This window comes from Georgenia yuyongxinii (assembly GCF_006352065.1).
GTDB lineage: Bacteria > Actinomycetota > Actinomycetes > Actinomycetales > Actinomycetaceae > Georgenia > Georgenia yuyongxinii.
In genome coordinates, this window is record NZ_CP040915.1 from 4,059,446 (window position 1) to 4,078,932 (window position 19,487).

General features: G+C 73.7%; 23 protein-coding genes. 10 read left to right on the top strand and 13 right to left on the bottom strand.

What is annotated here, in order from left to right:
* Positions 1 to 14 precede the first annotated feature (14 nt).
* From FE374_RS18505 to FE374_RS19995, 3 genes are all read right to left on the bottom strand, one after another.
* Positions 15 to 1,118, bottom strand: a complete 1,104-nt coding sequence (locus tag FE374_RS18505; RefSeq protein ID WP_139930980.1) for a type IV toxin-antitoxin system AbiEi family antitoxin domain-containing protein — start codon at positions 1,116 to 1,118, stop codon at positions 15 to 17.
* Positions 1,119 to 1,342: 224 nt separating this feature from the next.
* Positions 1,343 to 2,212, bottom strand: coding sequence for an ATP-grasp domain-containing protein (locus FE374_RS18510; protein WP_223173583.1), 870 nt, complete (start codon positions 2,210 to 2,212; stop codon positions 1,343 to 1,345).
* Between the two features lie 117 nt (positions 2,213 to 2,329).
* Positions 2,330 to 3,166, bottom strand: a complete 837-nt coding sequence (locus FE374_RS19995) for a DNA polymerase subunit beta (RefSeq protein ID WP_139930982.1) — start codon at positions 3,164 to 3,166, stop codon at positions 2,330 to 2,332.
* A gap of 60 nt (positions 3,167 to 3,226) precedes the next feature.
* On the opposite strand from FE374_RS19995, the gene FE374_RS20000 reads away from it, so the two are divergent.
* Complete coding sequence (locus FE374_RS20000; protein ID WP_139930984.1) at positions 3,227 to 4,342, top strand: carboxylate-amine ligase; 1,116 nt, start codon at positions 3,227 to 3,229, stop codon at positions 4,340 to 4,342.
* Here FE374_RS20000 and FE374_RS18525 read toward each other — a convergent pair.
* A complete protein-coding gene (locus tag FE374_RS18525; protein ID WP_168205758.1) occupies positions 4,339 to 4,809 on the bottom strand; it encodes a lipocalin-like domain-containing protein in 471 nt (156 codons plus the stop codon). The two genes, FE374_RS20000 and FE374_RS18525, sit on opposite strands and share 4 nt — an antisense overlap.
* Positions 4,810 to 5,112: 303 nt before the next feature.
* On the opposite strand from FE374_RS18525, the gene FE374_RS18530 reads away from it, so the two are divergent.
* Both FE374_RS18530 and FE374_RS18535 read left to right on the top strand, forming a co-directional pair.
* Positions 5,113 to 5,604 carry an RNA polymerase sigma factor gene (locus FE374_RS18530; protein WP_139930988.1) on the top strand — a complete coding sequence of 164 codons (492 nt, stop codon included), beginning with the start codon at positions 5,113 to 5,115 and terminating at the stop codon, positions 5,602 to 5,604.
* Positions 5,605 to 5,710: 106 nt separating this feature from the next.
* The gene (locus tag FE374_RS18535; protein WP_139930990.1) at positions 5,711 to 7,159 is read left to right on the top strand and encodes a hypothetical protein; all 1,449 of its coding nucleotides are present in this window, start codon (positions 5,711 to 5,713) and stop codon (positions 7,157 to 7,159) included.
* A 71-nt stretch (positions 7,160 to 7,230) separates the two neighbouring features.
* On the opposite strand, the gene FE374_RS18540 is transcribed toward FE374_RS18535, so the two are convergent.
* On the bottom strand, positions 7,231 to 8,301 hold the full coding sequence (locus tag FE374_RS18540) for a YihY/virulence factor BrkB family protein (protein ID WP_168205759.1): 1,071 nt from the start codon (positions 8,299 to 8,301) through the stop codon (positions 7,231 to 7,233).
* 154 nt (positions 8,302 to 8,455) lie between these two features.
* Here FE374_RS18540 and FE374_RS18545 point away from each other — a divergent pair, with 154 nt between their 5' ends.
* Complete coding sequence (locus FE374_RS18545) at positions 8,456 to 10,012, top strand: patatin-like phospholipase family protein (protein WP_168205760.1); 1,557 nt, start codon at positions 8,456 to 8,458, stop codon at positions 10,010 to 10,012.
* A gap of 16 nt (positions 10,013 to 10,028) precedes the next feature.
* Here the strand turns inward: FE374_RS18545 and FE374_RS18550 are convergent, their stop codons facing one another.
* Both FE374_RS18550 and FE374_RS19330 read right to left on the bottom strand, forming a co-directional pair.
* Positions 10,029 to 10,871, bottom strand: coding sequence for an SDR family oxidoreductase (locus FE374_RS18550; protein ID WP_168205761.1), 843 nt, complete (start codon positions 10,869 to 10,871; stop codon positions 10,029 to 10,031).
* Positions 10,868 to 11,083, bottom strand: a complete 216-nt coding sequence (locus FE374_RS19330; protein ID WP_168205762.1) for a DUF169 domain-containing protein — start codon at positions 11,081 to 11,083, stop codon at positions 10,868 to 10,870. Before FE374_RS19330 ends, FE374_RS18550 begins: the two co-directional genes overlap by 4 nt.
* A 201-nt stretch (positions 11,084 to 11,284) precedes the next feature.
* On the opposite strand from FE374_RS19330, the gene FE374_RS20140 reads away from it, so the two are divergent.
* Both FE374_RS20140 and FE374_RS19335 read left to right on the top strand, forming a co-directional pair.
* Complete coding sequence (locus FE374_RS20140; RefSeq protein WP_269142050.1) at positions 11,285 to 11,410, top strand: hypothetical protein; 126 nt, start codon at positions 11,285 to 11,287, stop codon at positions 11,408 to 11,410.
* 390 nt (positions 11,411 to 11,800) lie between these two features.
* Positions 11,801 to 11,938 (top strand): hypothetical protein, encoded by a 138-nt coding sequence (locus FE374_RS19335; RefSeq protein ID WP_168205763.1) that lies wholly within the window; start codon positions 11,801 to 11,803, stop codon positions 11,936 to 11,938.
* 71 nt (positions 11,939 to 12,009) lie between these two features.
* Here FE374_RS19335 and FE374_RS18555 read toward each other — a convergent pair whose 3' ends face one another.
* Positions 12,010 to 12,507, bottom strand: a complete 498-nt coding sequence (locus FE374_RS18555; protein ID WP_139930998.1) for a GNAT family N-acetyltransferase — start codon at positions 12,505 to 12,507, stop codon at positions 12,010 to 12,012.
* 162 nt (positions 12,508 to 12,669) lie between these two features.
* Here FE374_RS18555 and FE374_RS18560 point away from each other — a divergent pair, with 162 nt between their 5' ends.
* Positions 12,670 to 12,993 (top strand): antibiotic biosynthesis monooxygenase family protein, encoded by a 324-nt coding sequence (locus FE374_RS18560; protein WP_139931000.1) that lies wholly within the window; start codon positions 12,670 to 12,672, stop codon positions 12,991 to 12,993.
* 115 nt (positions 12,994 to 13,108) lie between these two features.
* Here FE374_RS18560 and FE374_RS18565 read toward each other — a convergent pair whose 3' ends face one another.
* The 3 genes from FE374_RS18565 to FE374_RS18575 form a co-directional block, all read right to left on the bottom strand.
* On the bottom strand, positions 13,109 to 13,774 hold the full coding sequence (locus FE374_RS18565; RefSeq protein ID WP_139931002.1) for a CYTH domain-containing protein: 666 nt from the start codon (positions 13,772 to 13,774) through the stop codon (positions 13,109 to 13,111).
* Between the two features lie 100 nt (positions 13,775 to 13,874).
* Positions 13,875 to 14,444 (bottom strand): TetR/AcrR family transcriptional regulator, encoded by a 570-nt coding sequence (locus FE374_RS18570; RefSeq protein WP_139931004.1) that lies wholly within the window; start codon positions 14,442 to 14,444, stop codon positions 13,875 to 13,877.
* Positions 14,437 to 15,270: an alpha/beta fold hydrolase gene (locus FE374_RS18575; RefSeq protein ID WP_330998426.1), complete on the bottom strand. Its 834-nt coding sequence runs from the start codon at positions 15,268 to 15,270 to the stop codon at positions 14,437 to 14,439. Before FE374_RS18575 ends, FE374_RS18570 begins: the two co-directional genes overlap by 8 nt.
* A 200-nt stretch (positions 15,271 to 15,470) precedes the next feature.
* Here FE374_RS18575 and FE374_RS18580 point away from each other — a divergent pair, with 200 nt between their 5' ends.
* Together FE374_RS18580 and FE374_RS18585 are read left to right on the top strand one after the other, a co-directional pair.
* Positions 15,471 to 17,120 carry an FAD-binding dehydrogenase gene (locus tag FE374_RS18580; protein WP_139931006.1) on the top strand — a complete coding sequence of 550 codons (1,650 nt, stop codon included), beginning with the start codon at positions 15,471 to 15,473 and terminating at the stop codon, positions 17,118 to 17,120.
* Positions 17,121 to 17,192: 72 nt separating this feature from the next.
* Complete coding sequence (locus tag FE374_RS18585; RefSeq protein ID WP_139931708.1) at positions 17,193 to 17,825, top strand: 1-acyl-sn-glycerol-3-phosphate acyltransferase; 633 nt, start codon at positions 17,193 to 17,195, stop codon at positions 17,823 to 17,825.
* Positions 17,826 to 17,908: 83 nt separating this feature from the next.
* Here the strand turns inward: FE374_RS18585 and FE374_RS18590 are convergent, their stop codons facing one another.
* Entirely contained in the window at positions 17,909 to 18,112 is a 204-nt protein-coding gene (locus tag FE374_RS18590; RefSeq protein ID WP_139931008.1) for a cold-shock protein, read from the bottom strand.
* Positions 18,113 to 18,416: 304 nt separating this feature from the next.
* Here FE374_RS18590 and FE374_RS18595 point away from each other — a divergent pair, with 304 nt between their 5' ends.
* Entirely contained in the window at positions 18,417 to 18,866 is a 450-nt protein-coding gene (locus FE374_RS18595; protein ID WP_223173585.1) for a GNAT family N-acetyltransferase, read from the top strand.
* Positions 18,867 to 18,966: 100 nt separating this feature from the next.
* Here the strand turns inward: FE374_RS18595 and FE374_RS18600 are convergent, their stop codons facing one another.
* Positions 18,967 to 19,464, bottom strand: coding sequence for a methylated-DNA--[protein]-cysteine S-methyltransferase (locus FE374_RS18600; RefSeq protein WP_139931012.1), 498 nt, complete (start codon positions 19,462 to 19,464; stop codon positions 18,967 to 18,969).
* Positions 19,465 to 19,487: the final 23 nt, after the last annotated feature.

Genomic DNA, 19,487 nt, shown 5'->3' on the forward strand with positions numbered 1-19,487 from the left:
GGGCGGTCGCTCGCTCAGCAGCGCCACCAGATGGCCGGCGAAGCGGTGTCCGTCGACCGTCGACCGTCGGCGTCACCTGGTGGGACCGGGCAGCAACGCTCCCACCGGCCGGAGTCCGTGGACGAACGTGGGCGGGAAGGCGCTGCACAGGCGACGAAACGTCGCCTGCTCGGCGCGTAGATCCTCGGCGACGAACCGTCGAATCGCGTCACCCTGCTCGCGCAGGGCGTGTTCCCGCAGCTTCTCGGCCACGACGGCCGTCGCGGCGTGCTCGCCCGTGGCCCGAGGTACTTCACCCGGCCGTCGAACTCCGCGTGAAAGGTGATGCTGCGGAGGACTGAGCCGGCGCCGTCGAGCTCGCGAAGGATCCAGCCCAGGTCGCTGAAGAACACCCCGCGGGAGGTCTCGACGCGCAGCTGCGCCACAGGCATGGGCAGACCTCGAGACAAGGCGATCCAGCGCAGCACGGACTCGGGAGCGGACTCGGCGAACGGGTCCGCGTGTGCCAACACGGCCCGCGCCGTGCGGATACCGCGGTGCCCCCTGCGCCGGACGAGGCGGATCTGCAGCTGTTGGCGCACCTCGCGGATGCGGCGGAGCGAGTCCGGACGGTGCCACCGGTCCGGGCGAGTGAGGATTCGCAGGCCGCTGTCGGCGACGACGAGTCCGTCGCGCGGGTGAAGCGTGAGGGCGCAGTCCTCGATCGTCCGCTCGAGCGTGGTCACCGGTAGGCCGCTGATGGTGGTGACATCCGCGCCCGAGAGGGGGACCGAGTGCCGCCGCAGCATCGGAGAGCGCGAGTTGGCCGCCCGCGCCTCTTGGCAGACGTGCACGTCGTCGTCCATGGTCCACAGTGCGCACCCGTGGAGCTGTGCAGCGGTCGTGTGGCTCAGTACGTGCCCGGACGAGAGCTGGCTGGCGACGGCGACGCACCGCCCCAGCAGCAGGCGTTCGCGCAGCGCCCAGGGGGCCTCGCCAGGCATCGCTTCGATGTACGCGCCGCGCCGCACCTGAATGAGCCGTCCCTCCTTGAGCGCGGCCCGGATGGCACGCTCGCCATAGTCGCGGGTGAAGTAGACAGCGGGCAGGTCGGGGCAGTGAGGCGTGGCGGTTGTCATCGCCGCAGCGTGCACCGCCGGACGACGCCGCCGTCGGCGCGGGGCATGACCTGTGGACACCGAGCGCTGCGGACCGACTCGTGGATGCGGCGAGACCTGCACTTTCCGACCGATACCTGCAGTTCCACAGGCAGGTCTCGGCGCAGCATGCAGGTCTCAGCGCGATGGGAAGATGCCGTGACGGTCCAGGCGGCCGAGGGCGCGAAGTTCTGGGGGCGCAGCCGTCATGAGCAGCTCAGCAGCGCCACCAGATGGTCGGCGAAGCGGCCCGCGGAGCCCGGGGCGTAGGGGAGGAAGAGCTCGGGCTCGATGAGCTCGAGCTCCATCAGGGCGGGGGCGCCGTCGTACTCGACCAGGTCCACCCGGGCATAGGTGACCTCCCCGGGCACGGCCGCGAGCGCGGCGCCCGCCACGGCGAGCTCGGCCGCTGTCGGCTCCACCTGGACGGTACGCGCCCCGTAGGCGGTCTGGACCCGGAAGTCGCCCGCGGCCGGGACCTTGCGGACGGTGTGGCTGTGCACGCCTCCGAAGTAGAGCACCGAGATCTCCCCGCGGGTGACGACGGACTCGACGAACGGCTGGACCATCGCGTCACCGACCGCGGTCAGCTGCCCAAGGTGAGCGAGAGCTTTGGGCGCGTCGGCCGCCACCCGCAGCACTCCGACCGCGCCGGCGGACACGGCCGGCTTGATGACCACCTCGCCGCCGAACCCGGCGAGCGTGGCGACCAGCTCCCCGGCCGATGCGCCGCGGCGGGCGAATTCGGTGGGCACCACCGGAACCCCGGCGGCGGCGAGCTCAGCAAGGTAGCCCTTGTGGGCGTTCCAGGTCAGGACGTTCGGCGGGTTGACCACCGGTGACATGGCGGCCGCCGCGTGTGCCCACTCGAGGAAGTCCTGGGGCTGTTCGGTGTAGTCCCAGGGGCTGCGGACCACGGTCAGCCCGGCGGTGGTCCAGTCGGTGTCCGCACCCCAGGGCACCACGTCCGCCCGGACGCCACGCTCGGTGAGCGCGTCGACCAGCAGGTGGACCTCGGGGTCGGGCTCGGGCATCGTGCGGCCGGTGACCAGGAGGACGGCGGGGGTTGCGGGCATGGCAGGACCTCACCACGCGACGGCCCGGCCGCGCCAGCTCGTTCCGATGTTCGGCGAAGTTTGTCTGACCCCTGACATGTCGCGGAGTAGATGACTGACGCCGTGCGGCCGCCGATCTCAGGCGTGGATGCGCTTGGCGACGTCCCTGATGAGGATGGTGCCGCCGTCGAGGGCCACCTCGAGCGACTCGGCACCCGTCTCCAGGCCTGCGAGGATGCCGTGCGCCCGGGCGGCGAAGCCCTCCGGGGCCGCGGGCAGCCGGTCCGCGGCCGCGATCGCGCCCTTCTCGTTGACGAGCCACTGCCCCGCTCGACCGTGGATGGCGTGCGCGCACAGCAGGAACGCCCGCGACAGGCACCCCGCCACATAGGTGACGTCCCGGCGGGCGACGGCCTTGTGCGCGACCTCCACGAGCAGGGTCGCCTCCCACAGGCCGCGCACGAGGGCCTCGCCGAGCGCCGGCGGGTACTTCCGGAACTGCCCCTGCCAGGTGGTGAGCTCGCCGGTGGGGTCGGCGAGCACGGCGCCGACGGCGAGCTCACCGACGTAGGCGAAGTCGGGCACCCCGAGCGGGTGGCCCGCCTCGTGGTGGAAGCCGTGCTCCCCGCGGCGCAGGCCCTCCCAGACCCGGGCCACCGTGTCCAGGTCGCGGTAGACCCACGTCGCCGGAACTCCACCGATGCGCAGCCAGGCCCCGCCGTCCACCCAGTCACCCCATGCGCCCGGCTCGGTCACGGTCGCGGCCGGGCTGTCCAGGTCCCGGGCGATCCCCGCCAGGCTGCGGACGTCGAGCGGCGGGCGGTAGTAGAGACCGAGGTCGACATCGCACTCAGGGTGGTGGTCGTTACGGGCCCGGCTCTCTCCGAGGACGACGCCCACCACCCCGCCGACCACCACCAGGCGGCCGGCAAGGTCTCGCAGCACCTCGCGATCGAGGGCGGTGCCGCTCGTCACGATGTTGATTCTGCTCCTGGACCCCGCACCTTGGCGACTGGGCTGCTCCACACTGGACACGTGCGCACCGTGGGGGTCGAGGAGGAGCTGCTGCTCGTCGAGCCCGGCACCGGCCACGCGCTGGCCGTGGCGCACCAGGTGATCGCCGACGTTCGCGCCCATGGCGCCGTAGGGCGGGCCGGCGAGCCGGGCGGCCGGCTCGTCCACGAGATGGCGGAACAGCAGGTCGAGATCAACTCCCGACCGCACACGAACCTGACCGTACTCGAGGAGGAGCTGCGGGCCTGGCGGCACCGGGCCGTGACCTCTGCGCACTCCGCGGGGGCCGAGGTGGCCGCGCTGGCTACGTACCCCGCCGAGGTGCGGCCGCAGGTGGCCGGCTCCGCACGCTACGAGGACATGGTCGACCGGTTCGGGCTCACCGGGCGTCAGCACATGACCTCGGGCTGCCATGTCCACGTCGGCGTCGGCAGCCGCGAGGAGGCCGTCGGAGTCGTGGACCGCATCCGGGTCTGGCTGCCCGCGCTGCTGTCACTCTCCGCGAACTCACCCTTCTGGCAGGGCGAGGACACCGGCTTCGCGAGCTTCCGCTGCCAGCTCATGCTGCGCTGGCCCTCCGCCGGCCCGACCGAGCTGTTCGGGTCCGCGGCCGCCTACGACGCCGTGGTGGCACGAATGGTCGAGACCGGCGTCCTGCTCGACGGCGGGATGGTCTACTTCGAGGCGCGGGCCTCGCACCGGTTCCCCACGGTGGAGATCCGCGCCGCCGACGTGTGCCTGGACGTCGCGGACACGGTGCTGGTGGCCGCCCTGTGCCGGGGACTGGTGGAAACTGCCGCGCAGGCGTGGGCGGCCGGGGAGCCGCCCGCGCCGGTCCCGGTCGCGCTTCTCCGGCTGGCGACGTGGCGCGCCAGCCACGACGGCCTCGAGGGCGAGCTGCTGGACCCCTTCACCGCCAGTCCGCGGCCGGCTGCCGACGTCGTCGCCGCCCTCCTCGAGCACGTCGGTCCGGCGCTGCGGGCCTCCGGCGACGAGGCACTGGCCACGGAGCGGTTGGCGGCGGTGCTCGCGCGCGGCACCGGTGCACGCCGGCAGCGGGCGATCCTGCGCCGCACCGGGAGCCTCGCGGCGGTCGTGGCCGACGCCGCGCGGGTGACAGCAGGCGAGGCGGGCTAGTCGCGGGAGGCGCTCAGCTCGCCGTGGTCGGACACCCTCGGCTCGGCGCGTCGCCAGACCAGCCGCTGCTGCGGCGTCGCGCTGAGCGGGTGAGTCGTGAGGGTGAGCAGGTCGCCGTCGACCTCGAGGAGGAACTCCTCACCGAAGCCGTGACCCGGCACCGGCGACATCATGTGGGCGAGACGCCCCGTCCGCTCATCGAGGTGGAACGGGCCCGCGCTCGCCACGTGCGAGGCGCCCGCCCCGCCGTCGGCGTCGTCGGCCGCGGCGCGGATCCGGACAGAGCTGTAGCCGTCCGGGGTGAAGAGCAGGAGGCCGTCGGGGTCCTCACCCAGCAGGGTCGCCGTGCCGTCCGCGACGTCCTCGGTCCAGCTGACCAGGGCCCAGGCGCCCACGAGCTGCTCGGCGAGGCTCGGCCTGCGCCGGTCGCTGCGGTCTCGCACTCGGCCCTCGTTCACGTCCGACATTCCTGCCCCCTCCTGTCCTTCGGCCCGAGCGGCACGGGCGGTGCACTGTCTCCCCCGCTGCCCCAGGGCGCGACAGCCGCCGCGCCTGGGCATCCTTGCACCTCGGGACGCTCCTCGCCCGGAAGTCGGCACATGATGGACGCCGCGCAGGTGTCCGGCACGGCCTCACACGGGCCCTGAATTGCACGGTGCGGTCCCATGCGATCCGGCGTCGCCCGGCGCGTCGACGGGCCGTGCACCGAACCCCGGACACCACACCTGCAAGATGTGGGGCGAAGACGACACAAACGTAGCGTGAGGACCATGACGCAGGGAGCGACGGTGCGGGACGACACGTGGTTCGACGCGCTTTTCCGCTCACACGCCACACAGGTGCACCGCTACCTGGCACGCCGGGCGCCGCGGGACGCCGAGGACCTCGCCGCCGACGTGATGGCGATCGCCTGGCGCCGGCGGGCAGACCTCCCCGAGGGGGCCGAGCTGCCCTGGCTGTACCGCACCGCGGCGTACGTGCTGGCCAACCACCGCCGCAAGCACGTCTTGGTGCCGACCGACCACGAGCCCGCCGACGCCGATGACGTCGACCCCGCCGATCTCGTCCTCGCCGACGACGCAGTCCGGGCGGCGCTGACGGCGCTGAGCCCGCGGGACCGGCGCATCCTCCTGCTCCACGCCTGGGAGGGTCTGGGCGGGGAGGAGCTCGCCGTCGTGCTCGGCATCAGCCGGGGCGGCGCCGACGCCGCGCTCTCCCGGGCCCGTGCGCGCCTGGCCGCCGTCTGGGACGAACGGGCCTGACAGCCCGGCCCCGCAGCTCCAGCCACGCAAGATCGGCTCGCCCCGGCACACAAGCCGGATGAAAGGGCCCGTCCGCGAAAGAGCCCCGTCCGCGAAGGAGATCGACATGAACGAGCGTCCCGACCCCCGCGAGGTGAGCGCCCTCGAGCGGCTGCGCCGAGCCGACCCCGCCGCCTCCACCACGCCCGACCTCGAGCGGCTCAGGTCCGCGGTGGACGCGAGAATCGCCGCAGATGCGGCAGCCGGGCCGGGCGTCGCCCAGTCCCACGGGCCAGGCGTCGCCCGGCATGACGTCGGCGCCGCTGCGTCGCACGGCGCGGTCACGGACCTCGCCGCCGAACGGACCCGGCGATCCGCGCGCACTCGGTGGATGCAGGTGGCCGCGGCGGTGGCGGGCGTGGCCGTCGTGGGCACGGCCGGCTTCGCTCTCGGGCGCGCGGAGGCCCCGGCGGCCCACACCGCCGCGCCCGCGATCACGCTGGCCGGCGGCAGCGGCGACGGCGGGGCGGAGATCGCTCGCGACGCCACGGGCATGACCACCGACATCTTCCCCAGCCCGTGGCCGCCGGCACGCACGGTGTTCCGGTCCGCCGGGCTCTCCGACGCCTCGGGCACCGCGACGGCCTGGACCTTCGACGCCGGCGCCGCCTTCACGGCCGAGCGGGTGGCCGCAGTGGCCGCAGCGCTCGGCGTGAGCGGGGAGCCGCGCCTGCAGGACGGCATGTGGCAGGTCGGGCCCAACGACGGCACCGCGCCCTCGCTCCAGCTCTATCCCGACGGGCAGGCCAACCTCAGCTACTACGACCCCACCGCCGACCCCTACACCTGCCGCGAGACGCTCCCGGCGGACGGCGGCGCACCGGCCGGGGACGGCGAGGGCTCCGTCGGCGCCGAGACGTGCACCACGCCCGACCTCGGCCCCGCTCCGGGTGCGGACACGGCGACCGCCCGCACCCGCGACCTGCTCGCGACCGCCGGCCTCGATCCGGCCGCCTTCGAGTACGAGGTGGCGGACAATGCTGACGAGCCCATGACCACCGTGATGGCGCACCAGGTGGTGGACGCGCAGCGCACCGGGCTGCAGTGGTTCGTCGCCCTCAGCGGCAAGGGCGTGCAGTCCGCGTCGGGCGCCCTCGCGCCGCTCGTCCCGCTCGGCGAGTACGCGGTCGTCAGCCCCACCGAGGCGGTGGCCCGGCTGACCGATCCTCGCTTCGGTTCCCTCGGTGGCATCTCGATCCTGGCCGAGTCGGCCGCGCTGCGGGCCGACCAGGCACCCGCGGCCGACGGTGCCGCCGCCGAGCAGGCGCCGGCCCCGGACGACGCCATCTCCACGGAGCCCGCCCAGCCCCAGGGACCCCCCGCCGCGGCGACGCCCGGTGCGCCCGTGGCCTGGCCGGTCCGCGAGGTGACCCTCACCCAAGCCCGGCTCGGTGTCGCGCAGTACACCGCGCCGTCCGGCACCACCTTGCTCGTACCCGCCTACGAGCTGAGCTCCGGGCAGGAGAGCTGGTCCGTGGTGGCGCTGGCAGAGGCGGCGCTGGACCTGGCGCCCTGACGGGCACCGTCGCCGCGACCCGCAGTTCCGCGATCAGCTGGTCCACCTCGACGTCGCTGCCGGTGAACCCGCTACGTGCCTGCGGAGCGGTCGGACTCGTCCTCGTCGTGGAACCACCCGTGCGACTCGCGCAGGCTGCGTGAGCGCTCCTCGTCCGAGCGGCGGCGGCGTGCCGAGCGCTCGATGGCACGGGCGTCACGCACCGTCATCTGCACGCCGCTGTCCGCGCGGACGCCGGCCTGCAGCTGCCGGGCGCGCTCGATCTCGGCGTCGAGCTCGGCGCCGAGCAGCAGGGACATGTTGATGATCCACAGCCAGATGAAGAACACGACGATGCCGGCGAGCGCAGAGCCGTACGTGATGTCGAACCGGCCGAAGATCTCCACGTAGAAGCTGAACGCGTAGGAGGCCACCGCCGCCAGCACGAGGGCGAGCACCGCCCCGGGCGAGAACCACCGGAACCGGGGGTGACGCACGTTCGGAGTGGCGAAGTACAGCACCGCCACGACCAGGGTCGCGGCGGCCAGCAGCACCGGCCAGCGTGCCGCCTCCCAGACGGCCACGGTCACCTCACGCAGCCCGAGCACTTGCCCGACGGCGCGGGTCACCGGCCCGGAGACGAGCAGCAGCAGGGCCACCAGCGCCGCAAAGACCACGAGGAGCACGGTGGTGACCAGGTGCCACAGGGTCAGCTTCCACAGCGGCCGCCCCTCGGCCACCCCGTAGATCTGGTTCATCGCCCGGCCGAACGAGCCGACATAGCCGGAGGCCACCCACAGCGCCGCCAGCAGTCCGAGCACCAGCGAGAGACCCGCACCGGGGTGGCTGAGGACCGCGAGGACCGGCTGGCTCACCGTCTCCAGGGCCTCGTCGTCCGGGGCGAGGATCTCCAGGACGTCCAGCACGGCCTGGGTACTTGCGCCCTGGCCCAGGACCGCGAGCACCGACGCCATCGCGACAGCGAGCGGCGGGATCGACACCACGCTGAAGAAGGTCAGCCCCGCCGCCCGGTCCCAGCAGTCGTCGGAAAAGAAGTCCCGCACGGCCTTGCCGAGCATGAAGCGGCGGGAGGGCCGCCGGCCCACCACCGGCCCGTCCGGGCGACGTACGGGCAGGTCGGGCTGCTCCACGTCCTGCACCATGCGCACCTCCGACGACGTCGACGGCGGCCTCCGCGGCCCGGGACCCGAAGATCCGGGGACTCGGGACCCGAAGACCCGGCACCAACGTAAGCACGGCCCACCCACGTCCGCGCGGCGGCGAGGTGCGGCGCCGTCCACCGTTAGCCTGTGGCGCATGAGGTGGACCCTGCGACGCCCGGAGGTCCGGGCGGACGTCGTGGGACTGGTGATCAGCGGCGGCGGTTCCCGTTCCAGCTTCCAGATCGGCGCGCTGCGCTACCTGTACGACCGCCAGGGCATCACCCCGACCGTCTTCACCGGTACCTCGGCCGGCTCCATCCTCGCCGCGGTCCTTGCGCAGTCGGCCGAGCCCGCCGGCCAGCGTCGGGCGCTCGCCGAGCTCGAGCGTATCTGGCTCGCGATGCGCCAGGACTCGGACATGTTCACCGAGCAGGAGTGGTACGCCACGCTGCGGGAGCGGGGCCCGGCCTGGGTCAAGGCTTTCTCCCGCCAGCAGCGGCGGCGCGGCACCCTCGGCCGCACCTTCGCCCGCGTCGCGAGCATGACGGGCGGCCACACGTCCGACACGGCCGCGGTGAACGCGGGGGACACGGGGGACGCCGCGGAGTCGACGACCACCCCCGACTCCGCCGCCACCCCCGACTCCGCGGACGGCTCGACACCCGACGCGCCGGCCGGTCCGCGCGCGGCCGTCGAGTCCGACCAGCCGACGGCGGGCAGCACCTGGAACCCGATCAACGTGGTCGAGCTGCTCTACGCCCTGCGCGAGGCAGGCCGGGCCCGGCCGGACCTGGAGGTCATCGTGCGGGGGGCCCAGCGGGAACGGTCGATGTACAGGCCCGGCCCGATCGTCGAGCAGCTGCTCGACCCGGCGGTCTTCGTGCCCGAGCGGGTGGCGACCTCCGGTGTGACGCTGCGGGTCGCCGTCGTCGCCCTCGAGTCCGGCGAGCTGCGCTACGTCACCGAGACCGGGGCGCTCGTGGACCGGCACGACGGCCCGGTGCCCGGCACCGCCCCGGTCCCGCTCGTCGACGCGCTCTACGCCTCGTGCGCGATCCCGGCGGTATTCCCGCCGGTGCGGCTGGGCGAGGAGCACTACGTCGACGGCGGGGTGCGGGAGACCCTGCCGGCCGAGATCGCCGTCGAGCACCTGGGGGTCACCCGGTGCTTCGCCGTCGTCGCCTCACCGCCCGGGGTGCCGCACCAGGAGAGCTACGCGGAGAAGGACATGCTCACCATCGTGCTGCGCAGCACCGCGGGGATCATGTCCGACGAGGCCCTGCACGACGAGGTCAACTACGCCCGCCGGGCGGGGGCCACCGTCATCGCCCCCGAGCTCGACGTGCACGACGCCCTGACGATCGATCCGGGCCTGGTCACGATCGCGATGGACTACGGCTACCTCCGGGCGGCCGAGGTGTGCGCGAACTCCTCGGAGGAGGAGCGTCAGCTCGTGCGTGACCTGGTCACGCTGCGCCGGGAGGTGTGGGCGCTGGAGAGCGACCTCCTCGGTCCGGCGGCGGGCGAGGACGCCGCCGGTCCAGCCGTCGCAGAGCCGGACCTGGCCGAGCTGGTGGCCCTCAAGCACCGGCTGCGCGCGCTGGTGGACCAGGCGCCGCAGGCGTGGCTGCCGCCAGGAGCGCAGGACTGGTGGCGCACCTACGAGCGGCATCCGTGGGAGCCGCCGGTCGCGCCGACCTGGGCGGGCTGAGCACTGCGCCGGTCGGTCAGGAGCGGGCGAGCAGCTCGGCGAGGGATGTGGCCGGGTGGCCTGTCAGGCGCCGGACGTCGTCGGTGACGCCGGCCATCTCGCCGGCGGCGATCGCCGTGTAGGTGCTCACCCAGGCCTCGACCTCCCACACGGGTGCCCCGTAGTGCGCCCGGGACGCGAACGCCTCCTCGACCGTCTCCGCCACGTACCGGACCTGTCGGGCCAGGTGCTCGCGGAGGATCGCCGCCACCTCGGTGAGGGTCAGTTCCTCGGGTCCGGTGAGGTCGTAGACGTGCCCGTCGTGGCCAGCGGGGTCGCGCAGGATCGCGGCTGCGGCGTCGGCGATGTCGTCCTGGGCGACCGCGGCCACCCGGCCGTCGCCCGCGGGGCCGCGGATCACGCCGTCCCTGCCCATGAGGGCGGTCATGAAGTCGAGGTAGAGGTTGTCGCGCAGGGCCACGTATCCCAGACCGGAGGCGCGCAGGTACCCCTCGGTCTCCCAGTGCAGTCGGGCGTGCGTGAAGGTCGCCTGCGGCGCCGCCCCGAAGAAGGAGGTGTACACGATGCGCCGGACCCCGGCGGCGACGGCCGCGTCGATGAACGTGCGGTGCTCGGCCATCCGGTCGGGGGCCTCCGTGCCGGAGACCATGAACACCGTCTCCACGCCCTTGAGCGCGGCACGGGATGCTGCGGGGTCGGCGTAGGTGGTGACAGCGACGTCCGCCCCGGGCAGCTCCGGGGCGCGGGCGGCGTCCCGGACGATCAGGCGCTGCGCGATCCCGGCCGCGGCGAGACGCCGCACCACCCGGCCACCGAGGCGGCCGGTCGACCCGGTGACGGCGACGGCGGGCGCGCTCACCGGCCGGCGCTCATGCCGGCTCCCCCGCCGTAGGGCCTTCCTCCTGCGCCTGGGACATCCCTCAGGCCTACCACCGCGGTACCGCTCGCGCACGACGAGGCTCGGGCAGCGACGTCGGACGGCACGGGGCGGCCCAGAGCGGCGGACCAGAACTGCGCGAGCCGCGAGGCATCGGCGGCGTCGAAGGTGAGCGCGTGCGAGGTCAGTGCCACGCGGCTCAGCGTAAGGGAGCGGTTCTTGTGGGTCTGCGGTGACGCGATCGTCCATGGCCGTACCGGGACCGGTGCGGGTTCCGCCGTCGGGCCCTGTCAGTGATGCTGACCTGGCTCTGGCCAGGCCGACCTTTGGTCAGTTCTCCCGTTCCTCAGTGCGGGGCATAAATACGTTGCGGTCGTCACCGAGGTTCTGGTGCGATGTCTGCCATGTTCACCGATCACCTCGACATGACGCGCCGCACCGGCCGCGAGGTCGTCGGCAGCGCCATCCGCGGGATCACCCCCGCCGGCACCGCAGGCCACGCCTGCGTGACGACCGCCTGACGTTCGGGCGGGGACGGTCGCAGCCGACCGACCCCCGCACCCACGCGGCCCGGGCTGCCCGGTGTGGCGTGGCCCAGGCTCGCCTGGCCTCGCCTCGCCTGGCCTCGCCTCGCCTCGCCTCGCCTGGCCGCGCTGCACCCGCAGCGCCTCACGCACTGCGCCTCACGCACAGTGGCGCTCCTCCGACCGCAGGGCACTCGCTTGCCCGCGGCACCATGCCCAATCTCCCAGCGACCGCCCGGCGCTGGGTCCACGACCGGAGAAAGGCGCTTCCATGGCCCACAAGCCCGCACCCCACACCACGCGGCGCGGCGCGCCGGTGGCCCAGCCGCCGACCACGCTGCGCACCCCGATCACCCCCAAGCACCAGTTCACGAGACGGAGAACCTGATGGAATGGCTCGAGCTCCACGACCTGAGGGCGCTTGACCTCATCCGCGAGGCGGAGGCGTCACACCAACGGCGCAGCTCCCCTCGGGGGCAGCGCTCGACGATCTTCGTGCGCCGCCGCCGCAACACCGGTCTGTGAGCCTGCTCTGCGAGGCACACACCGCGACCGCCGGCCCGACACCCCGGGCCGGCGGTCGCTGTCAGTGCGCGCTACGTGGCCGAAGCCAACGGCAGCGCGTAGCGCGCCTCGGTGCGGAGCGCGTCCGACGGCAGTTCCTGCACCTCGCCGGTGGCCACGAACCCCAGCTGTTCGTACAGCCGGCGGGCCGCCTCGTTGTCGTCGACCACGAAGAGGGTGAGCCGCTCCGCGCCCTCCGCGGCGGCCGCGTCCAGCACCGCGTCCACCAGGGCGCGCGCGACGCCCGAGCGCCGCGCCTCGGGCGCGACCCACATGGAGACGAGCTGTCGCTCCCGGGGCCGGCCGTCCTCGGCGTAGTAGGACACCAGCCCGACGACGGCGTCGGCGCGGCACGCCACGAACGAGCGGCCCGCGCCCGCCCGTTCCTGCCAGACGGCGTCGGTGAAGGCCTCCTCGCGGGCGAGCGTGGAGGTGAAGGCGGCCGGGTCGGCGTCCAGGGCGCGCAGGCGCACCGCCTTCAGGGTGGGCCAGTCCTCGCCGCCGACGCGGCGCACCGTCACGGCGGTCACGTCACCGGGGTCTGCTGGTGCAGCACGAGCCGGGGGACGCCGTCGCGCAGCACGTAGGTGTCTCGAGGTCGAGCATGGTTTTCACCGTAGGGCGGCGGGCCTCGGCCCGCACGACGTCGGACCCAGACTGTCCGGTACTGCCGGGAGGGGCAGGATGAAGCCATGAGCATCGTGAAGATGAACGCCATCACCGTCCCGGCCGACAGCGGCGACGAGCTCGCCCGGCGCTTCGCCGCGCGAGCCGGCGCACTGGACGGCGTCGACGGCTTCCTGGGCTTCGAGCTGCTCCAGCCGACCGACGGGCGCACCACGTGGCTCGTCGTGACCCGCTGGCTGGACGAGGCCACCTACGACGCGTGGGTCGCCTCGGCCAACTTCGCGGCCGGGCACGGCCGCGGGGACGACGGCGAGGGCCGGCCTCGTCCGCTGGCGGTCGCCTCGGAGGTGTGGAGCTTCGCCGTCGCCGGCGGCAGCTCGGAAGCCTGACCCTCCCCTTCTCGGTGAGATGTCATCGTCTCCGCGAGATGTCATCGCACCGATTCGCGCCGGTGACATCTCACCGGGACCTTGACGTCTCGCGCTGGGGCGAGGACGGCCGGGATCAGACGTCCGAGGGCAGCCCCAGCTCGTTGTGGCCGAAGTCCTGGAGGAACCGCGGCCCGGTGAGCGCGACCTCCCGCTCGAACGCCCCGCGCCACCTGCCGTAGGGCGAGCCGGCCAGGGCGTCGTTGGCGAATCGGGGATCGTCGGTGACCTCGGTCAGGCAGAAGTCGGGGATCGCGAGGTCGGTGACCGGGCCGCCGCGCTCACACTCGGCCACCACGAGCGGGGCGTTGTCGCCGAGGAACTCGTCGATCACCCACCCGTCGACGCCCAGCCACACGGAGTGCCGGTACTTCACCACAAGTGCTCCGCCGCGGCGGACCATGGCCAGGCCGACCATGGGGTCAAGCTCGCGCTCGGCCTCGTAGCGGGTGCCGCCGACGTAGGGCCCCTTGGCGGTCAGGGCGCAGAACGTCACCGTGCCCTCGAGCGCGCTCAGAAGTCCGTCCGTATCGACCGCGCCGCCTACCGGGTCGGGTGCGTACACCCCGCCGACGGCTCCGGCCGGTGCCTCCAGCCGGATGCGCAGTGCGTAGCCGTCGGCGGCGAGGACGTAGCTCTGGACGATGAGGGCGGGCTCAGGTTCGGTGCGGACGACGGCGGGCAGCTCCCGCACGAAGAACTTGCGCTCGAACTCGAAGTCCCCGTAGCCGGTGTCGCTCATGGATCGAACGTACCCGGGGCCGCCGCCGGTCGGGGCGCTCACGCGCGGGCGGTCACGCGTGGTCATGCGCCCGCACGCACGCGCCCGGTCACGACCTCGGTCAGGCGCGGGCGCTCAACGCCCCGAGCGCGGCGTCGAGGCCCGCGACCATCCGGGTGAAGGTCTGCTCGACGTCACGCGCCATACGAAACCCGCCCCCCGCCTCGAGGGTGACGAAGCCGTGCAGCGCGCTGCGCAGGATCCGCACGGCGTCGACCAGGTCATCACCCGCCAGCCCGTACCCGGCCAGGGCCGCGTTGATCACCTCGAGCAGCGCCCCACCGGCGGCGGCGAGCTCGGGCTCGTCCGGTCGTGCGGCGCGGACGACGGCGGGATAACGGCCCGGGTGGGCGCGGGCGAAGTCGCGGTAGGCACGGGCGAGCGCGTCCAGCTCCTGACCCGGGGCGTCCTCGACCGCCGCGGCGAGCGACTCACGTAGCCCGCTCAGGGCGCGCACGGCGATCCGGGTGCGCAGGTCGTCCGCGTTGGCGACGTGCTTGTACAGGGAGGGCAGCCGCACCCCGGCCCGCTGGGCGACCGCCGCCAGGGTGAGCCCGTCCCAGCCCATCTCGTCGGCGATCTCGCAGCCGAGGTCGACGACGCGCTCGGGGTTGAGCCCCGCCCTAGGCATCCGCGCCGTCCCTCAGCACCCGGCGCACCAGGAACTTGGCGACGGCGGGGGCCACCTCGGCGGCGTCGTCGGCGTGGGGGTAGTGCCCGGACTGCGGGCGAAGCAGCACCTCGGCCCCGCCGAGCCGGCCGGCGAGCCACCGCGTCTCGGCGGCCGGGTCCTTGAAGTCCGGGTCCTTGCCGCCCATCACCACCAGTGCCGGTGCCTGCACGCCGGCGAGCCGTGCCTCGACGGGGGCGTGGGTGGTCTGGGCGACGGTGTCGCGGAAGGCGCGCCAGTAGGCCGGCCGGCGCAGGGCGGCGTCATTGCGGGCGCGGTAGCCGGCGTGGTCGGCCGGGGGGCGGCCGGCCAGGAGGGAGGTGTGGTACCACGACCACACCCGCGGTCCCCAGGGGCGCAGCAGGGCCACGCGCATGAGCGTCTTGACAAGCCCCGCGCCACCGCCGTCCCGGGCGAACGGGCCGAGCAGGACGAGCGCGGCGACGCGGTCCGGCCGCTCGGCGGCCGCCCACAGCGCGGCACCGGCGCCCATCGAGCTGCCGACGAGCACCACGGGCCGGTCGGGCGAGAGCGCGTCCGCGAGCGCCAGGGCGTCCTGGCCGGTGGGGAGGTCGCCGTACTCGGTGAAGGTCGGGTCGGACTCGCCGTGGCCGCGCAGGTCCGTCGTGGCCACCGCGAAGCCGGCACCCACCAGCCCGGGCACGAGGTGCCGGAAGCCCTGACGCAGGTCGCCCATGCCCGGCAGCGCGAGGACCAGCGGCCCGGTGCCCGTGAGGTCGTAGGCGATCCGGCCGCCCGGCCGGTCGAGGTACATGGTGGTGGTCATGGCTTCTCTCCTGTCGACGTTACAGGCTAAGTCTATTAGCCACAGCGTCGGTTCGGCAAGGGATCCACCTGGCCGCATCGACCTGACCGCCCGCCCAGGGCCGCCGCAACACGGCCGGCCGCCGCTACGCTGACGCGCATCGTGCCCGGTCCAGCCGGGCGATCGCCCGGACCCAGCCGGGCCGGCACCGAGGAGCGCCGATGGACGCCGACGTCGTCGTCGTAGGAGCGGGCCTGGCCGGGCTCGTGGCCACCGCCGAGCTGGCCGCGGCCGGCCGCCGCGTGGTGCTGGTCGACCAGGAGGGCACCGCGAACCTGGGCGGACAGGCGTACTGGTCCTTCGGTGGCTTGCTCCTCGTGGACTCGCCGGAGCAGCGGCGCCTGGGGGTGCGCGACTCCCTCGACCTTGCCTGGCAGGACTGGGAGGGCACCGCCGGCTTCGACCGGCCCGAGGACTACTGGCCGCGCCGGTGGGCCCGGGCGTACGTGGAGTTCACCGCCGGGGAGAAGCGGGCGTGGCTGCACGGCCTGGGCGTGCGGTTCTTCCCGGTGGTCGGCTGGGCCGAGCGCGGCGGCTCCGGCGCGACCGGGCCGGGCAACTCGGTGCCCCCCTTCCACATCGTCTGGGGCACCGGACCGGGGGTGGTGGCACCGTTCGCCACGAAGGTGCGGGCCGCCGTCGACGCCGGACTGGTGCGCCTGGCCCCTCGGCACCGGGTGGACGCCCTGACGATCACCGACGGTGTGGTCGACGGCGTGCGCGGCACCGTGCTCGAGCCCGACGACGCACCGCGCGGTGCGCCGTCGTCCCGCGTGCCGGCGGGCGAGTTCGAGCTGCACGCGGATGCCGTCGTGGTCACCACCGGCGGCATCGGCGGAGACCAGGAGCGGGTGCGCCGGTACTGGCCGGCCCGGCTGGGCCCGCCGCCGGCGCACATGCTCACCGGCGTGCCCGCGTACGTGGACGGCCGGATGCTCGACATCGCCGCCACCGCGGGCGCGCACCTCATCAACCGCGACCGCATGTGGCACTACACCGAGGGCATCACCAACCACTCACCGGTCTGGCCGGGCCACGGCATCCGGATCCTGCCCGGTCCGTCCTCGCTGTGGCTGGACGCCACCGGGCGCCGCCTGCCCGTCCCGCTCTATCCCGGCTTCGACACCCTCGCCACCCTGGCGCACCTGCGCCGCACCGGGCACGACCACAGCTGGTTCGTGCTCACCCAGCGCATCATCGAGAAGGAGCTCGCCCTCTCCGGCTCCGAGCAGAACCCGGACCTGACCGGCAAGAACCTGCGACTGCTGGCCCAACGGGTGCGCTCCGGCGCGCCGGGCCCGGTGGAGGTCTTCAAGGACCGCGGGGCGGACTTCGTCGTCGCCCCCATGCTGCCCGAGCTGGTCGCGGGAATGAACGCGCTGACGCCGCGGCCGCTGCTGGACCGCGCCGACGTCGAGCGCGAGGTGCTGGCCCGGGACCGGGAGATGGCCAACCCGTTCACCAAGGACCTCCAGATCGTCGCGCTGCGACAGGCCCGCACCTACCGCGGCGACAAGCTGGTGCGGGTGGCCGCCCCGCACCGGCTGCTCGACCCGGCCGCGGGCCCGCTCATCGCCGTGCGGCTGCACGTGCTCACCCGCAAGACCCTCGGCGGGATCGAGACCGACCTCGACGCGCGCGTGCTGCGTCCCGACGGCACCGCGCTGCCCGGGCTCTACGCGGCCGGGGAGGTGGCCGGTTTCGGCGGCGGCGGCATGCACGGGTACCGCTCGCTCGAGGGCTCGTTCCTCGGCGGGTGCCTGTTCTCCGGGCGGACGGCGGGCCGGGCGGTGGCGGCCGCGACGTCCTGACCTGGGGCGGGGGACCCGCAAGGCACGACGGCGGAACCGCCGTCGTGCCGTAACGTCGCCCTGGTGAGGACCATGCGCCGGGCCCTGGCCCGCATCTACTGGGGCGTGAGCCGGTGGACCTTCCGCGGCACGACACTGCCGCGCGAGGGTGCCGGGATCCTGATCGGCGCCCCGCACACGTCCAACTGGGACTTCGTGCTCATGCTCGCGATCACCTGGCGGCTGGGGATCTCGGTGCGGTTCCTGGGCAAGCACCAGCTGTTCCGGCGGCCGTTCGGGCCGCTCATGCGGGCGCTCGGTGGCATCCCGGTGGACCGGCGTGATCCGTCCCGGCTCGTCGACGAGCTGGTCGGTCGCATCAGCGCCGGCGAGCGTTTCTACCTCGTCATCACCCCTGAGGGGACCCGGGGCGCCACCACCGTGTGGAAGTCGGGGTTCTACCGTGTCGCCCGCGCCACCGGCATGCCCGTCACGCTGGGCTACGTCGACCGCTCGACGATGACCACCGGGCTGGGCCCCACCCTGCACCTGACCGGTGACGTCGCCGGGGACATGGACCGGATTCGCGCGTTCTACGCGGGCAAGACCGGTGTGCGGCCGAGCCTGGGGTGCGAGCCGCGCCTGCGGGACGAGGGCACCCATGATGACGAGAGCGCCCAAAGTGCGGGCCTCACCGACAAGGGGCCGCACTCGGACCTCCGCTGACGGAGCCGGCGTACGCGAAGGCCCCGGCACCATCGGTGCCGGGGCCTTCGTGCGTGGAGGTCAGTCCACTCAGATCCTGGGGATCAGAGCGGGCGGACGTTCTCGGCCTGCGGGCCCTTGGGGCCCTGCGTGACGTCGAACTCGACCTTCTGGTTCTCGTCCAGCGAGCGGTAGCCGCTGGAGGTGATCGCCGAGTAGTGCACGAACACGTCGGCGGAGTTGTCGTCGGGCGCGATGAAGCCGAAGCCCTTTTCCGCGTTGAACCACTTCACGGTTCCGGTTGCCATGGTGTCTCTCCTTCTGAAGCTCAAACAGCGCCGGGGATTCGGCGGCTGCTTGTCACGGTGTTTCGTCGTCTGCTCCACGAAGGAAGAGCAACCCTGCTGGCTGCGGGGGCCGTACAAACTCTGATGCACTGTAACTGTGGCCACGAGCCTACGGCATGGGCGGGGGCGGCGCGAGTGTGTTGAGCCTCACGTCTTCGAACGGCGTGCGGTCGGCGTCGGCTCATCCCGCACATCATCTCGCGCCGGCCCCGGCACCGCGCTGCGGGAGGCGCCAGCTCCGGGCCTGGTTCGTACCATGGCGAGCGTGCAGATCGTGCCCCGTCACCGCGCAGACCCCGCCCTCACCGCGCTCCTGGTCGCCGCGGTCGACGAGCTCAACACCCGGTACCCGGAGGAGCCCACCAGCCATGACCTGGACCCCCGTACCCGGTTCCTGATGGCCGACGTCGAGGGCCGGGCGGCGGGCTGCATCGCCCTGGTGCCGCTGGAGCGGGCAGTCGGTGAGGTCAAGCGGATGTTCGTGGCGCCGTCGTTCCGGGGCCGTGGCATCGCCACCCGGCTGCTCGCCGGCCTCGAGGTGCGCGCGCGGGCAACCGGGATGGTCAGGCTGGTGCTGGAGACGGGCGTCCGGCAGCCCGAGTCGGTAGCCCTGTACGAGAAGGCCGGCTTCGACCCGGTCGCGCCCTACGGCAGCCACGTGGGCAGCCCCCTCAGCCTGTGCTTCGCGAAGGACCTTGCCGACGGCGCAGCCTGAGCCGGATCCGCACGGCGGCCGGGCCACCGTGGAGACCGTGGCGGCCGGGCCACCGTGGAGACCGTGGCGGCCGGGCCACCGTGGCGACCGTGCCATCGAATCAGAACAGCAGCTGCTCCCGCGCGGCCGGGGGCCGCTCGAGGTCGAGCAGGAACTGCTTGCGCGGCAGTCCGCCGGCGTAGCCGGTGAGGCGACCGTCGGCGCCGATCACCCGGTGGCACGGCACGAGAATGGAGATCGGGTTGCGCCCGTTGGCCCCGGCGACGGCGCGAACCGCCTGCGGGGTCAGGCCCAGCCGGGCGGTGAGCTCGCCGTAGGAGCAGGTCTGTCCGTACGGGATCTCGGCCAGGGCGGACCAGACCGTGCGCTGGAACTCGCTCCCCCGGGGCCGCAACGGCACGGTGAACTGCTGCCGCTCCCCCGCGAAGTACTCCGCCAGCTGTCGCCGTGCCGCCGGGTGGGCGGCGTCGTCGCGCTGCCCGAACCCCGCCACGTCCGGCACGTGGCGGCCCTGGTGCATGTACAGCCCGCTCAGCGCGTCGTCCTCGCCCACGAGGGTCAGGGGGCCGATCGGTGAGTCGACGAGCGCGTACGTCATGGTTCCTCCTCGGTGCTCACACC

Coding starts and splice junctions, on each gene's coding strand:
- FE374_RS18505 (WP_139930980.1), bottom strand. CDS start 1,118: ATGACAACCGCCACGCCTCACTGCCCCGACCTGCCCGCTGTCTACTTC.
- FE374_RS18510 (WP_223173583.1), bottom strand. CDS start 2,212: ATGCCCGCAACCCCCGCCGTCCTCCTGGTCACCGGCCGCACGATGCCC.
- FE374_RS18525 (WP_168205758.1), bottom strand. CDS start 4,809: ATGTCGGACGTGAACGAGGGCCGAGTGCGAGACCGCAGCGACCGGCGC.
- FE374_RS18530 (WP_139930988.1), top strand. CDS start 5,113: ATGACGCAGGGAGCGACGGTGCGGGACGACACGTGGTTCGACGCGCTT.
- FE374_RS18535 (WP_139930990.1), top strand. CDS start 5,711: ATGAACGAGCGTCCCGACCCCCGCGAGGTGAGCGCCCTCGAGCGGCTG.
- FE374_RS18540 (WP_168205759.1), bottom strand. CDS start 8,301: ATGGTGCAGGACGTGGAGCAGCCCGACCTGCCCGTACGTCGCCCGGAC.
- FE374_RS18545 (WP_168205760.1), top strand. CDS start 8,456: ATGAGGTGGACCCTGCGACGCCCGGAGGTCCGGGCGGACGTCGTGGGA.
- FE374_RS20140 (WP_269142050.1), top strand. CDS start 11,285: ATGTCTGCCATGTTCACCGATCACCTCGACATGACGCGCCGCACCGGC.
- FE374_RS19335 (WP_168205763.1), top strand. CDS start 11,801: ATGGAATGGCTCGAGCTCCACGACCTGAGGGCGCTTGACCTCATCCGC.
- FE374_RS18560 (WP_139931000.1), top strand. CDS start 12,670: ATGAGCATCGTGAAGATGAACGCCATCACCGTCCCGGCCGACAGCGGC.
- FE374_RS18565 (WP_139931002.1), bottom strand. CDS start 13,774: ATGAGCGACACCGGCTACGGGGACTTCGAGTTCGAGCGCAAGTTCTTC.
- FE374_RS18570 (WP_139931004.1), bottom strand. CDS start 14,444: ATGCCTAGGGCGGGGCTCAACCCCGAGCGCGTCGTCGACCTCGGCTGC.
- FE374_RS18575 (WP_330998426.1), bottom strand. CDS start 15,270: ATGACCACCACCATGTACCTCGACCGGCCGGGCGGCCGGATCGCCTAC.
- FE374_RS18580 (WP_139931006.1), top strand. CDS start 15,471: ATGGACGCCGACGTCGTCGTCGTAGGAGCGGGCCTGGCCGGGCTCGTG.
- FE374_RS18585 (WP_139931708.1), top strand. CDS start 17,193: ATGCGCCGGGCCCTGGCCCGCATCTACTGGGGCGTGAGCCGGTGGACC.
- FE374_RS18590 (WP_139931008.1), bottom strand. CDS start 18,112: ATGGCAACCGGAACCGTGAAGTGGTTCAACGCGGAAAAGGGCTTCGGC.
- FE374_RS18600 (WP_139931012.1), bottom strand. CDS start 19,464: ATGACGTACGCGCTCGTCGACTCACCGATCGGCCCCCTGACCCTCGTG.